We start from the raw sequence: 21,537 nt of genomic DNA on the forward strand, positions 1-21,537 counted from the left end.
AGCGGGGAAAAGCGGGGACGAATTTTTCCGGCGTCAGTCTTCCTTGCGGGTAACGTGACGGTGCAGCGCGGCAAGGTCCTGGCGAAGCGCGGCCAGTTCGGCCAGCACTTTCACATCGATCTTTTCATGCAGGGAAAGAACCTCGAGCTCGGCCTTCAGGTTCACCTCATAATCCTTGGCGGCCTCGAAACGGTCACGGGCGGCCTGACGGTTCTGCGACATCATGATGATCGGCGCCTGAATGGCGGCCAGCATGGAGAGCAGCAGATTGAGGAAGATGAAGGGATAGGGGTCGAAGGCGCGCGTCGTCAGCACGATGGTGTTGATGATGGCCCAGACCACCAGGAAAAAGCAGAAGCTGAGGATGAAACCCCAGGAGCCGCCGACCTTGGCGATATTGTCGGCCAGCCTGTCGCCGAGGCTGGCGCCGGCGGAAAATTCCGCGTTGATGTCGCTCGAAACCAGCTTTTTCTGGTGCGACAGTTCGAGAATGCGGCGCTCCACCTCGCCGATTTCGCGGGAAGAGCGCTTGAAGTGCGAAACGATATAGTCGGAGATATCTGACACGGTGTTTCTCCGGTTTCTATGGGGCGATGCGGATGTTTCCCGAGATAAACCCGCATGGCGATGGAATTCAAACGATTTCCACCGCCATGCGGCTCAGGCGTCCCCGCCGAAAACCATCAGACCGACGGCGCGCCCTCATGCAGCCAATTGAAACCGGGGAAGAAGCGCTCGCGGCCATATTGCTGGCCGAACATCATGTCGAACTGCAGCAGGCGGTAATCGCGCACCACGTCGGGAACGGCATTGGGCGCGATCGACCAGTCGGGCAGGGCCTTGCCGTCGGTCGCCACCAGCATGTGCCGGTCGATGACGGAAAAGGCCTGCTGAACCTCACCGAGCGTGCCGGTATAGAAGGGATCGGAGAATCCCGCGGTCTTCAGCACATGGTAGGGCAAAAGCGCCGGGCTGATGGTGCCGATATTCTTGCGCACGCCCTTCCTGGAGGACCAGACGACGAGCGGCGTCTCGTGTTCCTTCTTCATCACCTCCAGCGGCGCGCGGCGGCTGGCCACCATGCCCGGCATGTAACCGCTTTCCACGAAGGCCTGGCCAAGCGGCGGCAGGTGATCGCCGAAGAGGACGATGATGGTTTCGCGGTCGCGTTTTTTCGCCCAGCGCATCAGTTTCAGCAGCGCTTCATCGGCTTCCGCCACCCCTTGCGAATAGGTGGCGAGCGCCTGCGAGGCCGAGGCGGAGAGATCACCGTCGACGCCGATGGTGTTTTCGGCGTAACGGGTCGCCTCGTAAGGCCCATGTCCCTGAAGGGTGACGGCGAAGAGGAAAAGCGGGTTCTGCGTGCGCTCCGCCGTCGCCATGATCTCGTCCATCAGCGCATCGTCGGAGGCGAAGTTGCCGCGTTTTTCCATGGCGGGCAGCGTCTCTTCCGAGCGGAATTCCTCGAAGCCGAAATTCCTGTAGACCTGCTTGCGGTTCCAGAACCATTCCTGGAACGGATGCATGGCGATGGCGGAATAACCTTCGCCGCGGAAGAAACTGGCGAGCGAGGGCACCGGGCGGCGGATATATTGCTGATAGGGAATGCTGCCATAGGGCAGGAAGGCGTTGGAAAAGCCGGTCAGCGCCTCGAATTCCACATTCGCCGTCATGCCGCCGAACTCGGGCGAAAAGACGTTGCCGGACTGTTTGGCGCGGATGGTCGGCATCGGATCGGCCGAAAGCTTTACGTTTTCGAGACGCGCCGGATCCCAGAGCGATTCGCTCATCAGCATGATGACGTCAGGGTAGTCGCCCTTGTTGGCGGCGAAGGCGGCGGGTTCGGACGTCAGGTCGGCGATGCTGTTTTCACCGTAACCCTGCGGCGCTGCGACATTGGCCATCGGAATATTGAAGGCGAAGGCCATCAGGAAGCCGTTGTGGCGGTAGTTTTCCTGCTGATCCCACATCATGGGTATGATGTTGAGACGGTCACGCGCCCAGGAATAGTGCGAATAGTCCATCAGCGAGGCCAGACCGGCAAGAAGCGGCAGCGCCAGCGCGAGACCTGCCGCGCGTTCACGCCAGCGCAGGACGGGCGAATGGCGGCGCGCCAGCAGCCATAGCGCCACAAGTGCGGCGATGGTGGCGCAGATGCCAAGCCCGAGCAGCACTGCCGTCAAGGGCTGGGCCTTCAGCATGGTCGGCAGAAGCTCTAGGATCTGCCGGCCGAACAACAGGTCGGAAGGGTAAAGCGGATCGGAAAGATAGGTCTGTTTCTGCGCGGAAATCAGCCCCGTCAGCACGCAGAGCGGTGCGACGGCGATCAGCGACAGGTAACGCCGGCCGAGGATCGCATCCAGCGCCACGAGAAGGGCGAGCACGGCGGCAATGGTGGTCATGCCGGGGCGGGCGGAAGAGGTGAGGAAAGCACCGACATCCGTGAGTGAACCGCGGGCTATCCACTCCAGCGCCACAACGAGCACGACGGAAGCGACCGTCAGATTGGCAAGCGTAGAGGCCGTGCCCGAAAGCTTGGAAAGGCTCCTTATCCCTGCAGGCGAAAAGACAAAACCAGCCTTTTCGGAAGCCGTTGTTTTTGGCGCCGAATGTCTCAAACCCATACTCCGGTATTTCAGGCGGCACGGCCGATCCGGGGAGGTGAATCGGGTGTCGCAAAAGTGTCATGTAACTGTCACATAAGCGCGATGAACGCGACATGAACTTTGAAGAGTCTGGCCGGTGCGGCGATAACCTTAGCGTGAACGCGCGCGGCTGATGCGTAACGGACGCCGCCATGCAATTGCCGCGTTGCGGAGCGCGCACGGGCGCGGTATTGAAAAGCCATGAGCGACAGACACGATATCCAGAACCATCTCCGGATTGCCGTCGGGCAGTTCAATCCCACTGTTGGCGACGTGGCGGGCAATCTCGCCAGGGCGCGTGAGGCAAGGGCCGATGCGGCAACGCAGGGCGCCGACCTTCTGCTTCTGACCGAACTGTTCATTTCCGGCTATCCGCCTGAGGATCTGGTGCTGAAGCCGGCTTTCCTGAAAGCATGCCTGAAAGCGGTGGAAGAACTGGCGGCGGAAACCGCCGATGGCGGGCCGGGCGTCGTTATCGGTTTTCCGCGACAGGGCGAGACGGGACGACACAATTCGGTGGCGCTTCTGGATGGCGGCAAGATCATCGCGCTGCGCGACAAGATAGACCTGCCGAATTACGGTGAGTTCGACGAAAAGCGTGTTTTCTCCGAGGGCTCGATTTCCGGTCCCTATAATTTCCGTGGGGTCAGGATCGGCATTCCGATCTGCGAGGAAATCTGGAACGATATGGGTGTCTGCGAAACGCTCGCCGAAAGCGGGGCGGAAATCCTGCTGGTGCCGAACGGTTCGCCCTATTATCGCGGCAAGCTGGATGTGCGCCATCAGGTGGCGCTGAGGCAGGTGATCGAAAGCGGCCTGCCGCTCGTTTTCGCCAACCAGCTGGGCGGGCAGGACGAGCTGGTATTCGACGGCGCAAGCTTCGGTTTTAACGCCGACAAGACGCTTGCCTTCCAGATGAGCCAGTTCGAGGCCACACTTGCCGTCACCGACTGGAAACGCACGGCAGATGGCTGGCGCTGCGAAAGCGGGCCTTTCTCCAAGATTCCGGAAGGTGAGGAAGCGGATTACCGCGCCTGCATGCTGGGCTTTCGCGATTACGTCAACAAGAACGGCTTCAAGAGCGTGGTTCTCGGCCTTTCCGGCGGCATCGATTCGGCGATCTGTGCAGCCCTTGCCGTCGATGCGCTGGGCGAAGAGCGGGTGCGCTGCATCATGCTGCCTTACCGTTATACGTCGGAAGAATCGCTGAAGGACGCGGCCGATTGCGCCAGGGCGCTGGGCTGCCGTTACGATATCGTGCCGATCGTGGAGCCGGTGGAGGGGTTTCTCTCGGCGCTTTCCGATCTCTTCGAGGGCACGGAAGAGGGCATTACCGAGGAAAACCTGCAGAGCCGCACGCGCGGCACCATTTTGATGGCCGTCTCGAACAAGTTCGGCTCGATGGTTGTGACGACGGGCAACAAGTCGGAAATGTCGGTGGGTTACGCCACGCTCTACGGCGACATGAATGGCGGTTTCAACCCCATCAAGGACCTCTACAAGATGCAGGTCTATGCCATTTCCAGCTGGCGCAACGCCCATGTGCCGCCGGGCGCTCTCGGCCCTTCCGGCGAGGTGATCCCCGCCAATATCCTTTCCAAGGCGCCCTCGGCCGAATTGCGTCCCAACCAGACCGACCAGGATTCGCTGCCGCCCTATCCGGTGCTCGACGATATTCTCGAATGCCTCGTCGAGAAGGAAATGTCGGTCGAGGAGATTCTCGCGCGCGGCCACGACTTGGCCACCGTGCACCGGGTCGAGCATCTGCTTTACCTCGCTGAATATAAGCGCCGGCAATCGGCCCCGGGTGTTAAGATCACCAAGAAGAACTTCGGCCGTGACCGGCGTTATCCGATCACCAACCGGTTCCGGGATCGGTGACTGAAGGAAGGCGCGGGTAGCGGATGTTTGCTCGGCGTTGCCATGCGTTTCTTCTCCCCTCGGGGGAGAAGGTGGCCCGAAGGGTCGGATGAGGGGGCAACCTTGCCGAATATCTCGACCCTTGCCCCCTCATCCCGCTGCCTCGGACTTCTCCCCGGCGGGGAGAAGAAACAAGTGGCATGTGCTCGGTCCCCAGTGGGACTTCGTGTTTAAGCAGACGGCGGGGAGAAAACCCCGCGCCGCCCACTCGCCTCAGATAACCTGCCCCACATCGATGCGGTTGCCATCGGGGTCTTCAAAGACGAAGGCGCGCAGGCCGTAATCCTTGTCCTGCAGGCCCTTGATGATGCGCAAGCCCTGGCTCTTGCAGAGCGCGTGCAGCGCATCGACATCGCTCACCATCATATGCGCCACGTTGAAGGGCGCTGCCTTGTGCGTGGGCTGCAATGTCAGATGCAGCTCGGCATTGCCCTGTTTCAGGATCATGAAGCCAACGGGGTTGCCGTTTTCGAAGGTCTTTTCGAAGCCCAGCACGCCAACGTAAAAATCATGGGCCGTTTCGATATTTTTGACAGGAAGCATTGCGGCGATCCGGCCGAAGCGGATGCCGTGATCGGCGATGGTATTCATCGCGGAACCTCGGATCTGGGAGAAACGGGAAGCGGCGCGGACGGTGCCGGAGCGCTGGCGTTTTTTCCGGTTTGAATTTGCAGGACGGTGCCTGCCGCCCTAGGATCATAATCGAGGCGATGGCGGATGCAAACGGAATGTCTGCATTGCCCAGCGCTTTGAACGAGAACACGGACACGCCCGGGAGGCAGAATGCGCAGCTCCATCGAAATCTTCAACATCCGCACCCGGCAGATGCGGGTGGTGTGGCAGACACCTGATCTCTTTGAAGCGCCGAACTGGTCGCCGGATGGAAAATACCTGCTGTTGAACAGCGAAGGCCTGCTTTATCGCCTGTCTCTGGCCGGTGATGTTGCGCCGGAGAAGGTCGATACCGGCTTCGCCACGCTCTGCAATAACGATCACGGCATTTCGCCCGATGGTTCGCTCTACGCCATTTCCGACAAGGTGGAATTCGGCAAGAGCGCCATCTATCTCATGGCCTCCGCAGGCGGCGCGCCATGGCTGATGACGAAGAACCTTCCCTCCTACTGGCATGGCTGGTCGCCGGACGGGAAGAGCTTCGCCTATTGCGGCATTCGCGATCAGGTCTTCGATATCTACTCCATGGATATAGAAAGCGGCGTCGAGACGCGGCTGACCCATGGCGAAGGTCGCAATGACGGGCCGGATTATTCGCCTGACGGTGCGTGGATCTATTTTAATTCCAGCCGCACCGGATTGATGCAGATCTGGCGCGTACGGGTGGATGGCTCCGCCGTCGAGCGCATCACCGACAGCCCCTATGGCGACTGGTTTCCGCACCCGTCTCCGAAGGGAGACAAGGTGGTGTTCGTCTCCTATGACGGCGACGTTTTTGACCATCCGCGCGATCTCGATGTACGGGTGCGGCTGATGGATATGGATGGCGGTAATGCCGAGACGCTGTTTGAGCTTTTCGGCGGGCAGGGAACGATGAACTCGCCTAACTGGTCACCTGAGGGGGACGAGTTCGCCTATGTCAGGTATTTCCCTGTGTAATGGGGGAGGCAGGCCACATTGCCGCACCACCGGCAGAATACTTGCATTCGCAAACTTTTTTGCCCATAGCTTCCTTTGTCAGGTGCCCGCCCTTGCGGCGGGAGAATCGGGAATCCGGTGAAAGCCCGGAACGTGCCCAGCGCTGTGAGGCGGACGCTCTTTTTTAGAAGCCACTGAAGCAATTCGGGAAGGCGAAAAGGGCGGATGAAGCCAAGTCAGAAGACCGGCCTGACGGGATAGACCGAACCGCGCGGACGGCGGCAGGTTGTTGTCGAGGCGGGGTGCGCATTTGCGCCCGGCCTTCGCATTGTTGGGGATAAACGATGCCAGCCGATCCGTCCGTGAGCAATCCGCCCGGCGCCAGTTCTTTCGATCAGGCGCTGTCACCCGCCCGCCCGTTTTCCGGTGAGGAACGCGAGGCGATTTACCGCGCCATTGAAACCCGCCGTGACGTGCGTGATCAGTTCCTGTCCGATCCGCTGCCGGATGATCTGGTGGAACGTCTCCTGAAGGCGGCCCATTCAGCACCCTCGGTCGGTTTCATGCAGCCGTGGAATTTCACCCTCGTCACCGATGGCGCGATCCGCCAGGCGGCTTTTGTGGCCTTCAGCCGCGCCAATGAGGAAGCGGCGGCGATGTTTACGGGCGAGCAGCAGGCGCTTTATCGCAGTCTCAAGCTTGAAGGCATCCGCAAGGCGCCGCTCAGCATCTGCGTCACCTGCGATCCCACACGCGGCGGCAAGGTGGTGCTGGGCCGCACCCATAATCCGCGCACGGATGTCTATTCCACCGTCTGCGCCATCCAGAATCTCTGGCTTGCGGCCCGCGCCGAAGGCATCGGCGTCGGCTGGGTCAGCATTTTCCACGATAGCGACATTCGCACCATTCTTGGTATTCCCGACCATATCGAAATCGTCGCCTGGCTCTGCGTCGGCCGTGTCGATGCGCTTTACACCGAGCCGGAACTGGCGGTGAAGGGCTGGCGTCAGCGCTTGCCGCTGGAGGAACTGGTGTTTCGCAATCGCTGGGGCGGGGTGTAGAAGCGGAGGCCTGTAAATAAGGCGGGACACGTTGCCGCGTGTTTCTTCTCCCCGCCGGGGAGAAGGTGGCCCGAAGGGTCGGATGAGGGGGGCAAGCTCTCCGAATATCGCTGACGCCGCCCCCTCATCCCGCTGCCGCGGACTTCTCCCCCTAGGGGAGAAGAAGAAAGGCGCGCGCTCGCCCCATTACGAGCGCGGAAGAGATTTCACTGCTGCGGCTGTATACCCTTCAGTGCCGGGTTCTTCAGGTCGATACGGCCTGTCTGGTCGGGCAGAAATTTCGGGCCTATGACGCGGACGCGGCTGTCGTTCGGGTCATATTCGCGTTCGGGAACAGGCTGTTCCGGTGGCTTGGCGGCCTGTTGCTGTTCGGCGGGTTTCTCAGCCTTGTCACCTTGCGGTGATGGAATTGTGGTGATGCCGGAATAGGGTTTTTCGGGCTGCGGCGGGGCGGCCTCTTCCTGCTTTTGCATTTCCTTGTGATAGGCGGCCATGTTGCAGGCGCAGCCCGGCGCTTTTGTGCTGGCGTTTCTGTAAGCGAAGGCGGTTGGCAGCTCTCTGTAGGGTTTGCCTGTTTCTGCAGACACCATGTCGGCCGTTTCCTGATCCGCCATGGAATGGAAATAGAGCTCCGTCTCCGTGCCGGGGCACATCTTCTGGCATTGTTCTGCCTGGGCGCGGAAATCAAGCGGTGAGGCGTTGGCGGCGATGGGGAAAAACGAGCCGTCGCAGGTGCGCACGCAGAGCGTTCTAAGCCCACCTTCCGCTGCGGCGTTGGGATAGGGCGAAAGCCCTGCCTGTCCCGGCTGATTTTCCTGCTGGCGAAAGGTATCGGGGTAACGGGTGACATCGGGGGCCGGCGGCAGCTGTGCTTCCGTTTCCGGGAGGGTGCTGCAGCCATTGGCGTCGAGCGCGGCGAGAATGCGCTGGCGTCTGATGTCGCCGTCGTCGCTGTTCTGGGCCGCCATCGCATCGTCACGGTCGCGGATGATGGCGTCGCGCTCGCTCTGCGCATCAACCAGCGCATCGCTGATCTGCGCGCAGAGATCGGCATTGGGGTTGCCATAAACGGTGATGCTTGCCGATGAGCAGCCGTAACGGCGCAGATCGTTCCTGATCCTGCGGATTTCTATGTTCTGGCGGGTGAGCGCATTGGCGTAGCGCCGCACCTCGGCCGTGTTGCCGATGACGCGCGGCGGCTCGCGCAATTGCGCATAGAGAGTGTCACAGACCTGATCCGCAAAAGCGGCGGTCGGAGCGATGAAGACGAGGGGAAGCAGGAGGCCGATGATGCGGCTTTGGCGCCGGGTCAATTGTTCGATCCGTTCGATGTCCCCGACCGGTGGCAGGGGCGTTATACTTCACGAAATCCGTGTTTCAGGAAGATAACATAAGCTGTTGCCGCAATGCGGCAACAGCATGTTCAAAATTGCGTTAATGCGGCCCGCATCACACCGAAGGATGCGATGCCTGCACCACGGCAAAGGCCGCCATGTTGACCACGCCGCGCGAGGTGACGCTGGGCGACAGGATATGGGCGGGCAAAGCCGTGCCGAGAAGGATCGGGCCGACATGCAGGCCCTCCGTCAGCGTTCGGGTGACGCCGAGCGTGATGTTGGCGGCATCGAGGTTCGGGAAGACCAGGAGGTTCGCTTCGCCCGTCAGCACGCTGTTCGGCATCGCACGCTTGCGCAGCGCTTCCGAAAGTGCGGAGCCGCCCTGCATTTCGCCGTCCACTTCCAGTTCAGGTGCCGCCGCCTGCACGATCTTCAATGCACGGCGCATCTTGCGGGCGCTTTCGGAATCGCGCGAGCCGAAGTTGGAATGGCTGGCGAGTGCGATCTTCGGCGTGATGCCGAAGCGGCGGATTTCCTTGGCCGCGAGAATGGCCATTTCCGCCACTTCCTCTGACGTCGGGTCGTAATTGACGAAAGTGTCGGTAAGGAACAGCGCGCCCTGCTGGGTGATGAGCAGGCTGAGACCCGCAAAGGAACGCACGCCTTCCTGCTTGCCGATGATCTGGTTCACGTCGCGAAGATGCCGGTCGTAGCGGCCTTCGAGACCGCAGATCAGTGCATCCGCTTCATCGCGCTTGACCGCAAGCGCGCCGATCACCGTGGAGTTGGTGCGCACGATGGTGCGGGCTGCTTCCGGGTTGATGCCAGCACGGCCGACGAGGGCGAAATAATCATCGACATAGTCGCGGTAACGCGGATCGTCTTCCGGGTTGACCACGGCGAAATCCGTATGCGGACGGATGCGCAGGCCGAAGCGCTTGAGGCGCGTTTCGATGATCTGCGGACGGCCGATGAGGATCGGGATGCCGGTGCCTTCTTCCAGCAGAACCTGGGCGGCGCGCAGCACGCGTTCGTCTTCGCCTTCGGCAAAGATGATGCGCTTCTTTTCGGCGGCCTTGGCAGCATTGAAGACCGGCTTCATGATGAAGCCGGAACGCCAGACGAAACGGTTCAGCTGGTCGAGATAGGCTTCGAAATCGGTGATCGGCCGGGCGGCGACGCCGCTTGCCGCAGCCGCGCGGGCGACCGCCGGGGCGATGCGCAGGATGAGGCGCGGATCGAAAGGCGAGGGAATGAGGTAGTTCGGGCCGAAAATCGGCGTCTCGCCGCTATAGGCCCTGGCGGCGACTTCCGAGACCTCCTCGCGGGCAAGCTCGGCGATGGCCTGCACGGCGGCCATCTTCATTTCCTCGTTGATCGTGGTTGCGCCGCAATCCAGCGCGCCGCGGAAGATATAGGGGAAGCAGAGAACGTTGTTGACCTGGTTCGGGAAGTCCGAACGGCCGGTGCAGATCATCGCATCCGGGCGGGCAGCGCGGGCCGCCTCCGGCATGATTTCCGGGTTCGGGTTGGCAAGCGCCAGGATCAGCGGATTTTCCGCCATGCGCTCCAGCAGTTCCGGCTTCAGCACGCCCGCCGCCGAAAGACCGAGGAAGACGTCGGCGCCATCGATGGTTTCGGAAAGGACGCGCTTGTCGGTCTTCTGGGCGTAAACTTCCTTCCATTCGTCCATCAGCGTGTTGCGGCCGTCATAGACGAGGCCTTCAATGTCGTGGACCCAGATGTTTTCTTTCTTCGCGCCCATGGCGACAAGCAGGTTGAGGCAGGCGAGCGCCGCAGCACCCGCGCCTGACGCCACGATCTTGACGCTCGCAAGCGATTTTCCGGCCAGTTCCAGAGCGTTGGTGACGGCGGCGGCGACGATGATCGCGGTGCCGTGCTGATCGTCGTGGAAGACCGGGATGTTCATCTTCTCGCGCAGCTGGCGTTCCACCTCGAAACATTCCGGCGCCTTGATGTCCTCAAGGTTGATGCCGCCGAAGGTGGGTTCCAGCGCTGCGATGGTGGAGACCATGTCATTGATGCCGGGCGCGTCGATCTCGATGTCGAAGACGTCGATGCCGGCGAATTTCTTGAAGAGGACGGCCTTGCCCTCCATCACCGGCTTGGAGGCAAGCGGACCGATATTGCCAAGACCAAGCACCGCCGTGCCGTTGGAAATGACCGCGACGAGGTTGGCGCGGGCGGTATATTCCGCCGCCATCTCAGGATTTTCATGGATGGCGAGGCAGGGGGCGGCAACGCCCGGCGAATAGGCGAGCGCTAGGTCACGCTGGTTGCCAAGCGGCTTGGTGGCCTGGATTTCCAGCTTGCCGGGGCGCGGGTAGCGGTGGAAAAAGAGCGCCTGTTCCTCGATGTCGGCCTTTGCCGTGTTGGCGGGCGTGTTGTTCTTATCGTGAGAGGTCATTCTTCCACCGTCATGTCTGGTTCAATTCCGGCCCCCTGAATACAACAAACTTTCCCATGGTACAGCCGTTATTTACCGCCCCCTTATGCAAATGCGGGCATGGCTTATTCGCGTTTTCGTGATGCCACCAGTCATATTCCCTATAAAAACCGGCCATTGTCATGTTGCTGCAACACGAGTCTGGTTCTGAGAGGGAAGAAAGCCGCAGGGACGCAACCGAACAGGGGGATGAAATCCGTGGCCGGTCAAATTGAAACCAGACAGTTCAGAACGCTTTTCATTTCGGATGTCCATCTCGGTTCCAAGGCGGCCAAGACGGATTTCCTGCTCGATTTTCTGAAACATCACGAAGCCGAGACGATCATTCTGGTCGGCGACATCATCGACGGCTGGCGCCTGCGCCGCAGCTGGTATTGGCCGCAGGGCTGCAACGACGTGGTGCAGAAGCTTCTACGCAAGGCCCGCAAGGGAACCCGCATCGTCTATATTCCCGGCAATCACGATGAATTCCTGCGGGAATTTCCGGGCATGCATTTCGGCGGCATCGAAGTGGCCGAGCGCATGATCCACGAGGCGGGCGATGGCAAGAAATATCTCATCATCCATGGCGACGAGTTCGACGTGGTGGTGCGCAACGCCCGCCTGCTCGCCTATCTCGGCGACTGGGCCTATGACGCTGCGATCGCGCTCAACATCGTCATCGCCGCCGTACGCCGTCGCATCGGCCTGCCTTACTGGTCGTTTTCGGCCTGGGCCAAGCTGCAGGTCAAACACGCCGTCAACTTCATCGGCGAGTTCCAGCGCGTGGTGGCCGACGAGGCGCGCCGCAACAATGTGGATGGTGTGATCTGTGGTCACATTCACCATGCTGTCATGGAAGACATGGACGGCATTCGTTACATCAACACCGGCGACTGGGTGGAAAGCTGCACGGCGATTGCCGAGAACGCCGATGGCAGCTTCGAGCTGATCACCTGGATGCAGACAAGCGACGTTACCGCCGAGCAGACATCGGATGAGATGGAGCCGGTGGATATTCCGGGGCTGATCGGGAAGCATGCGGCCTGAACTGGGTGCTGCTTGATGGCGGCGGCGATCCCTAAGCGTGGTCTCACTCTCTGACGTCATCCTCGGGCTTGTCCCGAGGATCTGCAGCAGATCGATTTCACGCGATGTGAATAGATCCTCGGGACAAGCCCGAGGATGACGTCAAGTGTGCGGCAAAGCTGGTGGTCGTCTTCACGCGATGTTGCAAGAGCCACTTTGACGGTCGGCGCGGTGCATTCGCGCGAAACTCAAACGTCAATCGCTATCCTCAAAATCTCGTTAGGACTGCGTTCGTCGTAGACGAGCCTCGACTAGCTAATATGGAGCAAGCGGATGCCGCTTGTTTTTTCTCCCGCCGGGGAGAAGGTCGCGGCAGCGGGATGAGGGGGCGAGGGTGGTGGTATGCGGAGAGGTTGCCCTCTCATCCGACCCTTCGGGCCACCTTCTCCCCGGCGGGGAGAAGAAACAGGCGGCGAGGTCGCGTCTTATCTTGTTTCTCTGCCTTCGATAGCCGGGGCTTACCCCCACAATTCCGGCCGTGCGGGATAAACCAGCGAACCCTCATAGACGAGACCCGGCTGCCGGTCCTCAGCCAGCAGCAGCGGCCCGTCGAGATCGGCAAAGGCTGTCCCTTGAGCGGCCAGCACGGCGGGGGCCATGCCGAGCGAGGTGCCGAGCATGCAGCCGACCATGATGGTGAAGCCGAGGCGCTCCGCTTCCGCCTTCATGACGAGCGCTTCCGTCAGCCCGCCGGTCTTGTCGAGCTTGATGTTGATCGCATCGTAGCGGTCGCGCAGGTCGGTGAGGTCCTTGGTGGAATGCACGCTTTCATCGGCGCAGATCAGCACCGGATGGTCGATGCGGGCGAGGATGGCGTCCTTGCCGGCGGGGAGCGGCTGTTCGATCAGAGATATCTTCAGTTCCGCCGCAAGTCTCAGATAATATTCGATATTATAATCATTCCAGCCCTCATTGGCGTCGATGATGATGCGCGCCTCCGGTGCTGCGGCGCGCACGGCGCGCAGACGCGCTTCGTCATCGGCCGTGCCGGTCTTGATCTTCAGCAGCGGGCGGCCTGCATTTTCCGCCGTTTTCGCGGCCATGGTCTCGGGGTCGGCGAGTGAAATCGTATAGGCGGTGACGAGCGGTTTTGCCGCCTGTCCGAGAATGCTTTCGGCGGCGCTTTTACCGCTCATCTTGGCTTCGAGGTCCCACAGCGCGCAATCGACCGCATTACGGGCGGCGCCGGGTTGCATCGCCTGCTGCAGTTCCTGCCTTGTCAGGCCGTCGGCAATCCGCTCCGCCATGATCTCGATATCGGCGATGACGCCTTCGATACTTTCGCCATAACGCGGATAGGGCACACATTCACCTCTGCCGGTGAAGGAACCATCGCGGATGGTGCACGTTACGACATCCGCATGCGTGCGGGTGCCGCGTGAAATGGTGAAGCTGCCGGCGACGGGAAAACGTTCTGTTGTGGCTTGCAGGTAACGGGGCATGTTTTTTCACTTCCGATTGGGCGGCAAAAGACACATGACGCCAAATTTATCACGAATTGTCGGCGGTTACTGTGGCCTGCCGAAGGCCAAACCGTTATGAAACCTTTAAGAATCTCATGACGGCTGCACTCGCTCGGAGCATTATGCAAGAACAGGACACACGGCAACAGGCGAACCCGGCCGCCATCACCGAAGACGACAGCGTCTCCGGCGGCGGGTTGCGTTTTGTCATGAGCGGCTCCTGGCGCAACAGCAATCTCTCCGGCGTTTTCCCCAGTCTCGAAAAGATCGAAAAAAGCAGATCCGCCGGTGCGGTGGAAATCGATCTTTCCGCCGTCGAGGCCATCGATACCACGGGCGCGTGGATCATTCAGCGTCTGCGCAAGGACCTTGAGGCCAACGGCGCCACCGTCACCTTGACTGGCAATGACCATATTGAAGAGGTCATCGGCCAGTTGCCCGAAAAGGTGGAGATGGAGGGCGAAGCCGCTGCGAAGGAGGGGCTTGCCGAGCGCATTTTTGCGCCCATCGGCAAGGCCGTGATCCAGAACGGCGCGGATTTCCTCGCCGGCATGTATATTCTCGGCTCCGCCGTGCGCGGCGCGCAGATGAAGCTCGGGCGCGGACGCGGCGTGTCGCCGGCGGCGATCGTCAACCAGATCGACCATATGGGCGTGCGCGCCGTGCCGATCATCATGCTGATGTCGTTCCTGATCGGCGCGATCATCGCCCAGCAGGGCGCGTTCCAGCTCAGATATTTCGGTGCGGAAGTCTTCGTCGTCGATCTCGTCGGCATTCTGCAATTGCGTGAAATCGGCGTGCTTCTGACCGCGATCATGATTGCCGGCCGGTCCGGCAGCGCCATCACGGCGGAAATCGGCTCGATGAAGATGCGCGAGGAGATCGACGCGCTGAAGGTGATCGGTCTCAACCCTGTCGGCGTGCTGGTGTTTCCGCGTCTGGTGGCGCTCACCATCGCGCTGCCGCTTTTGACCATTCTCGCCAATTTTGCAGCACTTTTCGGCGCGGCTATCGTGGCGCTGCTTTATTCCGGCATCACGTTCGAAGTGTTCCTGTCGCGCCTGCACGGCGCTGTCGAGGAATCGACCATTGCCGCCGGCATGATCAAGGCGCCGTTCATGGCGCTCATCATCGGCATTGTCGCGGCGGTTGAGGGCATGAAGGTGGGCGGTTCGGCGGAATCGCTTGGCCAGCATGTCACCTCCTCGGTGGTGAAGTCGATCTTCGTCGTCATTCTGGTGGATGGTCTTTTCGCCATCTTCTACGCAGCCATCGATTTTTAAGGAGGGCGCGTTGGAAACCCTGGACCAGAAACCGCATGAGACCAGAACCGGAAAAGACGGCCGCGAAGTGGTGCTTTCCGTCGAGGGCGTGACCGTTGGTTTCAACGGCCGGAACGTGCTTGAAAATCTCGACCTCGATGTCTATCGCGGTGAAATCCTGGGCTTCATCGGCCCTTCTGGTGCCGGCAAATCCGTGTTGATGCGTGCGATTTTGCGGCTCCTGCCGCGGCAGGCGGGTGCGATCCGCATTCTGGGCACCGATTACGACAAGGCGAGCGAAGACGACCGCATGATGCTCGACCAGCGTCTTGGCGTGCTGTTCCAGCAGGGGGCGCTGTTTTCCGGCCTGACGGTGAAGGAAAACATCCAGCTGCCGATGCGCGAATATCTTGATCTGCCGAAAAAGCTGATGGACGAGCTTGCCTATCTCAAGATCGAGATGGTGGGGCTGAAGCCCGATGCGGGCGACAAATACCCGTCCGAACTGTCAGGCGGCATGATCAAGCGCGCAGCCCTTGCCCGAGCGCTGTCGCTCGATCCCGACCTCGTCTTCCTCGATGAGCCGACATCCGGCCTCGATCCCATCGGGGCGGCGGAATTTGATATGCTGATCGCGCGCTTGCGCGATTCGCTCGGCCTGACCGTCTATATGGTGACGCACGACCTCGACAGCCTGTTCTCCGTCTGTGACCGCATCGCGGTTCTCGGCCAGAAGAAGGTGCTGGTGGAAGGAACATTGCAGGACATGTTTGCCTGTGACGATCCCTGGGTGCAGTCCTATTTCCGCGGCAAACGGGCGCGCTCTGTCGTTCTTCCGGACGGCAGACATGAAAATCCGGTGGAGTAACAAGAAGCATGGAAACCAAGGCGAACTACACCATAGTCGGAATTTTCACGCTGATCGTGATCGCCGCCGCATTCGGCTTCGTTTACTGGATGGCGGAATTCGGCCGTGGCGGCCCGACGGCGCAGCTTGTCGTGCGTATTCCCGGTTCGGCCAACGGCTTGTCCGTCGGTTCTCCCGTGCGCTTCAACGGTATTCCTGTCGGCACCGTGCGCGGCCTTGCCATCGACCGCGATGACCCGGCCTATTCCATCGCCTTTACCGAAGTGCAGGCCGATGCCCCGGTTTTCCCGTCCACGCGCGCCGTGCTTGAAATCCAGGGCCTGACGGGCGCTGCCTATATCGAGCTTTCCGGCGGCAACAAGGATGGCGAGCGTATTCTGCAGAAAGCCGTCGAAAGCGGCGTTCCCGCCGAGCTGACGGCCGATCTTTCCAGTGTCACCAACCTGCTTGCCACCGCAGACAAGATCCTGAAACGTGCGGACGGCGCGATCGGTGAATTGCAGGGCTTCGTGCAGGATGCGCGCGGCCCGCTGACGCAGACGGTGCGCAACGCCGAGAAATTCTCCGATGCGCTGGCGGCCAATTCCGACGGCATCAAGAATTTCATTGCAAGCCTCAGCTCGCTTTCCACCACCGTGCAGTCGGTCTCAGTGCGTCTCGATGGCACGCTGACCGCGATCGAAGATCTGGTGAAGGCTGTGGATGCCGGCAAGATCGATTCCATCCTGTCGAATGTCGACAAGGTGACGAAGGATGTGGCCTCTGCTTCCAGCGACATCCAGGGCATCATGGAGACGGTGCAGAGCACAGCGCGCAATTTCGAGGCGGCGAGCACGGAAGTGCAAACGGTCGTGAAGCGTGCGGATGAGCTTCTCGCCTCGGTTGATCCCGCCAAGGTGGGCACGGTCGTCAACGACGTCTCGGCTGCCACGGCCGATGCGCGCGACGCAGTGGCGAACTTCAAGCGGATCGCCGACGATGTCGGCGCGCGCCGCGCCGATATCGATCAGGCGGTTTCCGATTTCACGGAAATGGGCCGCAAGCTGAACCTGGCCTCCAGCCGCGTCGATGGCATTCTCGCCAAGGTGGACGGCATGCTCGGCACTGATGACGCCAATTCGCTGTTTGCCAAGGCGCGCGAGACGCTCACCTCCTTCAAGGCGGTGGCCGACAATCTCAATGCCCGCATCGGGCCGATTGCCGACAATCTCACGCGCTTCTCCAGCTCGGGCCTGAAAGATTTCCAGGCGCTGATCGGCAGCACGCGGGTGACGGTCGACAATCTCAACAACGCCATCACCAATATCGACCGCGATCCGCAGCGGTTGATCTTCGGCGGCGAAACCGTGAAACAATATGACGGCAGAACAAGGCGCTAAGAGGGGTATGGGCCAATGAGACTATCGATGAACGGCCAAAGGCGCCGCGCCCTCATTCTGGCTCCGCTGCTTGCCGCGATGATGGCGGGCTGTGCGGGTGCGCCGAAGAACGATACTTTCGATCTTTCCGTCTCTTCGGCGACGGTGACGCAGGGGCCTTCGCTCAGGAGCCGGCAGCTGCTGATCGCCGATCCGACGGCGCTGAAGGCGCTGGACAGCGAAAACATCGTGGTGCGCCTTTCCGGCTCGGAGGTGCAGTATCTCGGCAATTCGCAATGGAGCGACCGCCTGCCGCGCATGGTGCAATCCAAGCTCGTGGAAGCCTTCGAGGATACCGGCAAGCTCGGTGGCGTCGGCCGGCCGGGGCAGGGGCTGGCGATCGACTATCAGGTCGTGACCGATATTCGCGCTTTCGAAATCGATACGGCAAAGAACCTCGCCAATATCGAAATCTCGGTGAAGCTGCTGAATGACCGCAACGGCACGGTGAAGGCGCAGGAAGTGTTCCGCGCCAGCGCCCGTGTCAGCGGCTCCGGCAACGCCAATTTCGTAAAGGCGCTGGATCAGGCTTTCGCTGCCGCCACGCGGGAGATCGTGGCCTGGACGCTGAAATCGCTCTAGGCGTTTCAGCGGTCATTGCCGTCAGAAGAAATCGCTTTATGTTTGCGTCAGACCGGTTGCCGATCGGTCCATATGCGATGTTGCCGATCCGTGAGTTCGTAATGCGTTTTCTGCTGCTGCTTTGCCTTGTGCTTTCCACCCTGTCTGGAGCGGGCGCCGCCATGGCGGCCGGTCTCCGGCTGATCGAGGTTCCAGCCGCGAATGGCAAAGCTGCCATGAAGGCTGCGGTATGGTCACCCTGCGCGGCCGCGCCGGCGGAGGTCAGGATCGGCCCCTTCATTTTGCCCGCCGTGCGGGATTGCCCTGTTCCCGATGGAAAATATCCGCTTATCGTTATCTCCCATGGTTTTGGCGGCACCTATTTCAGCCATCGGGACACGGCGGCGGCGCTGGCGGATGCCGGTTTCATTGTCGCGGCGATCAATCACCCCGGCGACAATGCGCTTGACATGAAGAAGGCGGGCGAACTTTCCGCGCTGACGGGCCGGCCGGCGGAGATTGCCCGTTTGCTGGATCATCTGCTTGAAGGTTTTAGCGAAGCCGGTTCCATCGATGCCGGGCGGATCGGCGTTTTCGGATTTTCGCGTGGCGGTTATACCGCACTGGTGCTTGCCGGCGGCACTCCCGATTTTGCGAATGCCGGGCTGCCCTGTCCGGACCCGCAGGCGCCCATTTGCGCGCAGATGCGGCAGAAGACGACATTACCGCAGCACGGCGGTCAGGATGAGCGTGTGAAGGCTGTGGTTGCTGCCGACCCGTTAAATGCCTTTCCCGGCGCGGGCGACCTGAAGAATATTAGGATCCCGGTCCAGCTCTGGAGTTCGGAACGGGGTGGCGATGGCGTCGCGCCGCAGGATGTTCTGCGGCTGCGCGGCGATCTGCCGGCGAAACCGGACTATCGGATGGTGAAAGGGGCGGGGCACTTTTCGTTTATCACCCCTTGCCCCGCCGAGATGGAAAAGGCCGTGCCCCAGATTTGCAGCGATGCGGCGGGCTTCGACCGGGTGGAGTTCCATCGCGGCTTCAACGCCGATGTCGTCAGCTTCTTCAAGGCATCGCTGCGCTGAGGCGCTGTTTGCCTGTAGCGGAAGCCGTCGATCAGACGGCGTCCTGCTGCGACTTCCATTCCGGAAGGGGGAAAACCCGGTCGTAGCTCCAGTTGAAGACAAAAGCATAGACCACGTAAAACAGCGCAAACGAGATATCCATTACCAGTGCGTGGGCAAGGCTGATATTCAGATACCAGGCGATGAAGGGCATCAGCACGATCAGCAGGCCCAGTTCGAACAGCACGGCATGGGCCACCCGAAGAGCGGGCGTCTTCAGCGTCGTGCCTTTCAGCCGCTGCATGGCGTGGTCGAAGCCGAGATTATAGACATAGTTCCAGACCGTCGCCAGCGTGGCGCTGACGAGGCCGACAATGCCGATATCTTCCATAGGCATGCCAAAGAGCAATGCGCCCAGGGGAATGACGAGCAGAAGGCCGATGATTTCGAAACTGAGGGCGTGGCGGATACGATCTTGCAGGGAACGCATTTCATTCTCCGGTATGTGACCGGGCCGTCCCGCATGCTGTCGCCGATATGGCCGAGGTCGTCCTCGCGCTGAGGCATATAGAGGTTTTGGGCGAATTTTTCAAGCGCGTGCATTTGGGGCCTTGGATATGGCTGGAAGGTCGCCGCTTGTTTCTTCTCCCCGAGGGGGAGAAGTCCGCGCAGCGGGATGAGGGGGCAAGCTCTCCGTATATCTCTGCGCTAGCCCCCTCATCCGGCCCTTCGGGCCACCTTCTCCCCGGCGGGGAGAAGAAATACGCGGCAGCGGCTCGATCTCTCTCGGTGCAAAGAGAGGGCGATGCGGAACCAGACCGGTGCATTTTCGTTATCGCTTATGGAAGGAGGCGTGCCATGCAGCAGAATTCCTCTGAGGGAAGAACGATCAAGGCCGCCAACACGGCGAAGGTTTCGACTTACACGCCAAGCCTCATTTCCCTCAAGGGAAGCTATGTGGCGATGATATTTCGCAGACCGCTTTGCCGAAATCCGCTGGATGTGCGGAAGAAATAAGGGTGAGGGAACTTGCCTGTTACTTGGCCCCGCACATTGATGACGACGACTGCCGAAATGATCGAAAGCTTTAGATGTCTCTAAAGTGTGATTTTCAATCCGGCCCGTCTCCACCTAGACTGGAGATCGCCACAAGAGCGAAGGGAGAATGACATGAAATCAGTTCTCATTATCGCCGCTGTCTTTGGTTTTTCCGCCAGTGCAGCGCTTGCGGAATGCGCAGGTCATCAACAGATCAACGCTTCCGTTCCTGCCGTAGACCGTGAATTCAAAACTGCAAGCATCGTTCCGCCAACGGACCCGGTTGAGAAGCCTGTCGTCATCCTGAAAAAGACCGACCGCCTTCCGGCTGCGGTTGCGACGACCGGTGAGCCCGAAGCCGCAATGCAGCGCATGCAATAGACAAGAACAATAACCTCTTCATTCAGAAATCCCGTGCGTGAGGTGATCCGCACGGGATTTTGCTTTTTGAAAACGAGGGGAGGCAGGAATGCTAACGGTAAAGGCCTGCTTCGCGCGCCTTCTCCGGCATTTCGGGAGCGACTAGCTGTCGAGCTTCAGCGACAGCTGTTTCGGCCCTTCGTTCTTTTTCAGCACGTAAAGCGGCCGGGTGATGATGACTTCCGTTCGCCGTTGCAGTTCGCGGCGTCGTTCGAGCGCGCGCTCGCGCATGTCGCGGGAGCGGGCGACGACGGAAAGGGCATTTTCTATGGTTGCGTCTGCTGTGTTCATCGCTGACCTCCATAATGTTCACTTTATGTTCTCATTATTGATGGCTTGTGTCAACACTATGGCACGGTTACGGGCAGGTAATCGATACGCCCCCGGCACGCTGAGCACGGCGGCGCGAAAGACTGCGTGGGGATCGGCTTTGCTCCACGCGCCAAGCTGCCCCGCACGGATCTGTTCCGGCAGTGTCGACAGGGACACTCCGGGCTGGCTACGTCGATTTTCACGATGATGTTTCGAAGGCGCGAGGCTGATCCGCCCGGCTTCAGGAGGGGCTCAGGAGAGGGGGCGTTGATCCGGCGCGGGAAGGCTGCCGGCGGTCAAGAGATCGGTGAGATGCTCGCTGGCGAGCGCGACGATGGCAAGGGCGGCCTGCTGGCGGTTCCAGCCGGCATGTTCCGCTTTTTCGATCAGTCCTTGAATGGAAGGCTCCAGCGCGAACTGGCACTCTGCCTGGTAGTCCATGGTGTCGATCGAAAGCGACGGGGAATTGATTGCGGCCCGCATCCTTTGGTCTCCCTGTTTTCCGGCATGCTCATTCTACGCGAGACGCAAATCGGAACATGCACATTCAGAGGCCGGTGATATCGGGTATCTTGTGAGGCCCGCATATCACTGGCAGCGAATCCCCCAGCAGGCGGACGTTAACGGTAAGTCTTGATCGCTGTCAACGAGCGCAGGGTGGCAGGAACGTCGCCATACTCGTTCTCAGAGCCTTCCGTTCCGGAACGGTTTTCGCCGCCAGATCAGCAGCGCCATCACGTAAAGCGCAAAAAGCACGAACCATGTGACGGGCAGCACCATAAAAAGCGCCGCATAAGCGCAGTTTCCCTCAAAACAGGAGCCGAGAAATCCGGAATCGGCGAGTGCTGCCGACAATAAAAACGCACATATCCCACTCCCGACCGCGCCGAGAATGAAAAGCAATATGTTGATGAACAATCTCATGCCCCCGATCATAGGGATGATTAAGACAGCTTTGGGGAAACGGCGTCACGGCGAGACCTATATTCACCGTTTCGGCAGCCTTGAGAAGGAAAGAACGCCTTTTCTCGCCGCAGCGA

At 60.5% G+C, this 21,537-nt stretch carries 21 protein-coding genes and 1 riboswitch; of the genes, 11 read left to right on the forward strand and 10 right to left on the reverse strand.

The genetic code is table 11. The features are described 5' to 3' along the window. Positions 1-33: 33 nt before the first annotated feature. Together WDZ78_RS05630 and WDZ78_RS05635 are read right to left on the reverse strand one after the other, a co-directional pair. Positions 34-567: a DUF1003 domain-containing protein gene (locus WDZ78_RS05630; protein WP_020012699.1), complete on the reverse strand. Its 534-nt coding sequence runs from the start codon at positions 565-567 to the stop codon at positions 34-36. 116 nt (positions 568-683) lie between these two features. Next, positions 684-2,624 (reverse strand): LTA synthase family protein, encoded by a 1,941-nt coding sequence (locus WDZ78_RS05635; protein ID WP_425672521.1) that lies wholly within the window; start codon positions 2,622-2,624, stop codon positions 684-686. Between the two features lie 222 nt (positions 2,625-2,846). Between WDZ78_RS05635 and WDZ78_RS05640 the strand changes: the two genes are divergently transcribed. Continuing rightward, on the forward strand, positions 2,847-4,526 hold the full coding sequence (locus tag WDZ78_RS05640; protein ID WP_020012696.1) for an NAD+ synthase: 1,680 nt from the start codon (positions 2,847-2,849) through the stop codon (positions 4,524-4,526). Positions 4,527-4,778: 252 nt separating this feature from the next. Here WDZ78_RS05640 and WDZ78_RS05645 read toward each other — a convergent pair whose 3' ends face one another. Beyond that, positions 4,779-5,156: a glyoxalase superfamily protein gene (locus WDZ78_RS05645; RefSeq protein ID WP_020012695.1), complete on the reverse strand. Its 378-nt coding sequence runs from the start codon at positions 5,154-5,156 to the stop codon at positions 4,779-4,781. Positions 5,157-5,348: 192 nt separating this feature from the next. Here WDZ78_RS05645 and WDZ78_RS05650 point away from each other — a divergent pair, with 192 nt between their 5' ends. Together WDZ78_RS05650 and bluB are read left to right on the forward strand one after the other, a co-directional pair. Continuing rightward, positions 5,349-6,176 carry a TolB family protein gene (locus WDZ78_RS05650; RefSeq protein ID WP_425672522.1) on the forward strand — a complete coding sequence of 276 codons (828 nt, stop codon included), beginning with the start codon at positions 5,349-5,351 and terminating at the stop codon, positions 6,174-6,176. 63 nt (positions 6,177-6,239) lie between these two features. Further along, positions 6,240-6,422: riboswitch (cobalamin riboswitch) on the forward strand. Positions 6,423-6,499: 77 nt separating this feature from the next. Then, entirely contained in the window at positions 6,500-7,216 is a 717-nt protein-coding gene (bluB, locus tag WDZ78_RS05655; protein WP_425672523.1) for a 5,6-dimethylbenzimidazole synthase, read from the forward strand. A 206-nt stretch (positions 7,217-7,422) separates the two neighbouring features. On the opposite strand, the gene WDZ78_RS05660 is transcribed toward bluB, so the two are convergent. Continuing rightward, complete coding sequence (locus WDZ78_RS05660; RefSeq protein ID WP_425672524.1) at positions 7,423-8,529, reverse strand: DUF2865 domain-containing protein; 1,107 nt, start codon at positions 8,527-8,529, stop codon at positions 7,423-7,425. Positions 8,530-8,665: 136 nt separating this feature from the next. Continuing rightward, positions 8,666-10,981 (reverse strand): NADP-dependent malic enzyme, encoded by a 2,316-nt coding sequence (locus WDZ78_RS05665; RefSeq protein WP_425672525.1) that lies wholly within the window; start codon positions 10,979-10,981, stop codon positions 8,666-8,668. A 228-nt stretch (positions 10,982-11,209) separates the two neighbouring features. Between WDZ78_RS05665 and WDZ78_RS05670 the strand changes: the two genes are divergently transcribed. Then, positions 11,210-12,049, forward strand: coding sequence for a UDP-2,3-diacylglucosamine diphosphatase (locus tag WDZ78_RS05670; RefSeq protein ID WP_020012690.1), 840 nt, complete (start codon positions 11,210-11,212; stop codon positions 12,047-12,049). A gap of 497 nt (positions 12,050-12,546) precedes the next feature. Here the strand turns inward: WDZ78_RS05670 and dgcA are convergent, their stop codons facing one another. Then, entirely contained in the window at positions 12,547-13,530 is a 984-nt protein-coding gene (gene dgcA, locus WDZ78_RS05675) for an N-acetyl-D-Glu racemase DgcA (RefSeq protein ID WP_425672526.1), read from the reverse strand. A gap of 143 nt (positions 13,531-13,673) precedes the next feature. On the opposite strand from dgcA, the gene WDZ78_RS05680 reads away from it, so the two are divergent. The 5 genes from WDZ78_RS05680 to WDZ78_RS05700 all read left to right on the forward strand — a co-directional run bounded on the left by WDZ78_RS05680 (position 13,674) and on the right by WDZ78_RS05700 (position 18,748). Further along, entirely contained in the window at positions 13,674-14,834 is a 1,161-nt protein-coding gene (locus WDZ78_RS05680; protein WP_020012688.1) for an ABC transporter permease, read from the forward strand. 10 nt (positions 14,835-14,844) lie between these two features. Next, complete coding sequence (locus WDZ78_RS05685; RefSeq protein WP_020012687.1) at positions 14,845-15,681, forward strand: ABC transporter ATP-binding protein; 837 nt, start codon at positions 14,845-14,847, stop codon at positions 15,679-15,681. An 8-nt stretch (positions 15,682-15,689) separates the two neighbouring features. Continuing rightward, positions 15,690-17,060, forward strand: a complete 1,371-nt coding sequence (locus tag WDZ78_RS05690) for an MlaD family protein (protein WP_003502971.1) — start codon at positions 15,690-15,692, stop codon at positions 17,058-17,060. 15 nt (positions 17,061-17,075) lie between these two features. Next, complete coding sequence (locus WDZ78_RS05695; protein WP_080866166.1) at positions 17,076-17,681, forward strand: ABC-type transport auxiliary lipoprotein family protein; 606 nt, start codon at positions 17,076-17,078, stop codon at positions 17,679-17,681. A gap of 101 nt (positions 17,682-17,782) precedes the next feature. Beyond that, positions 17,783-18,748 carry an alpha/beta hydrolase family protein gene (locus WDZ78_RS05700; protein ID WP_425672527.1) on the forward strand — a complete coding sequence of 322 codons (966 nt, stop codon included), beginning with the start codon at positions 17,783-17,785 and terminating at the stop codon, positions 18,746-18,748. 31 nt (positions 18,749-18,779) lie between these two features. On the opposite strand, the gene WDZ78_RS05705 is transcribed toward WDZ78_RS05700, so the two are convergent. After that, complete coding sequence (locus tag WDZ78_RS05705; RefSeq protein ID WP_003502966.1) at positions 18,780-19,217, reverse strand: PACE efflux transporter; 438 nt, start codon at positions 19,215-19,217, stop codon at positions 18,780-18,782. A 368-nt stretch (positions 19,218-19,585) separates the two neighbouring features. On the opposite strand from WDZ78_RS05705, the gene WDZ78_RS05710 reads away from it, so the two are divergent. Continuing rightward, positions 19,586-19,744 carry a hypothetical protein gene (locus WDZ78_RS05710; protein WP_003502964.1) on the forward strand — a complete coding sequence of 53 codons (159 nt, stop codon included), beginning with the start codon at positions 19,586-19,588 and terminating at the stop codon, positions 19,742-19,744. 153 nt (positions 19,745-19,897) lie between these two features. After that, entirely contained in the window at positions 19,898-20,146 is a 249-nt protein-coding gene (locus tag WDZ78_RS05715) for a hypothetical protein (protein ID WP_003502962.1), read from the forward strand. 141 nt (positions 20,147-20,287) lie between these two features. On the opposite strand, the gene WDZ78_RS05720 is transcribed toward WDZ78_RS05715, so the two are convergent. From WDZ78_RS05720 to WDZ78_RS05730, 3 genes are all read right to left on the reverse strand, one after another. After that, positions 20,288-20,476, reverse strand: coding sequence for a hypothetical protein (locus WDZ78_RS05720; protein WP_020012681.1), 189 nt, complete (start codon positions 20,474-20,476; stop codon positions 20,288-20,290). 273 nt (positions 20,477-20,749) lie between these two features. After that, a complete protein-coding gene (locus tag WDZ78_RS05725; RefSeq protein WP_006315379.1) occupies positions 20,750-20,980 on the reverse strand; it encodes a hypothetical protein in 231 nt (76 codons plus the stop codon). A gap of 201 nt (positions 20,981-21,181) precedes the next feature. Beyond that, positions 21,182-21,433, reverse strand: a complete 252-nt coding sequence (locus WDZ78_RS05730; protein WP_026364126.1) for a hypothetical protein — start codon at positions 21,431-21,433, stop codon at positions 21,182-21,184. Between the last annotated feature and the right edge of the window lie 104 nt (positions 21,434-21,537).

Source organism: Agrobacterium sp. M50-1, assembly GCF_049843495.1.
GTDB classification, from domain to species: domain Bacteria; phylum Pseudomonadota; class Alphaproteobacteria; order Rhizobiales; family Rhizobiaceae; genus Agrobacterium; species Agrobacterium radiobacter.

Bases quoted from the DNA above. Each gene is read 5' to 3' on its own strand.
- WDZ78_RS05690 (WP_003502971.1), top strand. From the start codon at position 15,690: ATGGAAACCAAGGCGAACTACACCATAGTCGGAATTTTCACGCTGATC.
- WDZ78_RS05670 (WP_020012690.1), top strand. From the start codon at position 11,210: ATGAAATCCGTGGCCGGTCAAATTGAAACCAGACAGTTCAGAACGCTT.
- WDZ78_RS05725 (WP_006315379.1), bottom strand. From the start codon at position 20,980: ATGCGGGCCGCAATCAATTCCCCGTCGCTTTCGATCGACACCATGGAC.
- WDZ78_RS05700 (WP_425672527.1), top strand. From the start codon at position 17,783: ATGCGTTTTCTGCTGCTGCTTTGCCTTGTGCTTTCCACCCTGTCTGGA.
- WDZ78_RS05635 (WP_425672521.1), bottom strand. From the start codon at position 2,624: ATGGGTTTGAGACATTCGGCGCCAAAAACAACGGCTTCCGAAAAGGCT.
- WDZ78_RS05705 (WP_003502966.1), bottom strand. From the start codon at position 19,217: ATGCGTTCCCTGCAAGATCGTATCCGCCACGCCCTCAGTTTCGAAATC.
- WDZ78_RS05715 (WP_003502962.1), top strand. From the start codon at position 19,898: ATGAAATCAGTTCTCATTATCGCCGCTGTCTTTGGTTTTTCCGCCAGT.
- dgcA (WP_425672526.1), bottom strand. From the start codon at position 13,530: ATGCCCCGTTACCTGCAAGCCACAACAGAACGTTTTCCCGTCGCCGGC.
- WDZ78_RS05680 (WP_020012688.1), top strand. From the start codon at position 13,674: ATGCAAGAACAGGACACACGGCAACAGGCGAACCCGGCCGCCATCACC.
- WDZ78_RS05665 (WP_425672525.1), bottom strand. From the start codon at position 10,981: ATGACCTCTCACGATAAGAACAACACGCCCGCCAACACGGCAAAGGCC.
- WDZ78_RS05720 (WP_020012681.1), bottom strand. From the start codon at position 20,476: ATGAACACAGCAGACGCAACCATAGAAAATGCCCTTTCCGTCGTCGCC.
- WDZ78_RS05730 (WP_026364126.1), bottom strand. From the start codon at position 21,433: ATGATCGGGGGCATGAGATTGTTCATCAACATATTGCTTTTCATTCTC.
- WDZ78_RS05710 (WP_003502964.1), top strand. From the start codon at position 19,586: ATGCAGCAGAATTCCTCTGAGGGAAGAACGATCAAGGCCGCCAACACG.
- WDZ78_RS05640 (WP_020012696.1), top strand. From the start codon at position 2,847: ATGAGCGACAGACACGATATCCAGAACCATCTCCGGATTGCCGTCGGG.
- WDZ78_RS05695 (WP_080866166.1), top strand. From the start codon at position 17,076: ATGAGACTATCGATGAACGGCCAAAGGCGCCGCGCCCTCATTCTGGCT.
- bluB (WP_425672523.1), top strand. From the start codon at position 6,500: ATGCCAGCCGATCCGTCCGTGAGCAATCCGCCCGGCGCCAGTTCTTTC.
- WDZ78_RS05650 (WP_425672522.1), top strand. From the start codon at position 5,349: ATGCGCAGCTCCATCGAAATCTTCAACATCCGCACCCGGCAGATGCGG.
- WDZ78_RS05645 (WP_020012695.1), bottom strand. From the start codon at position 5,156: ATGAATACCATCGCCGATCACGGCATCCGCTTCGGCCGGATCGCCGCA.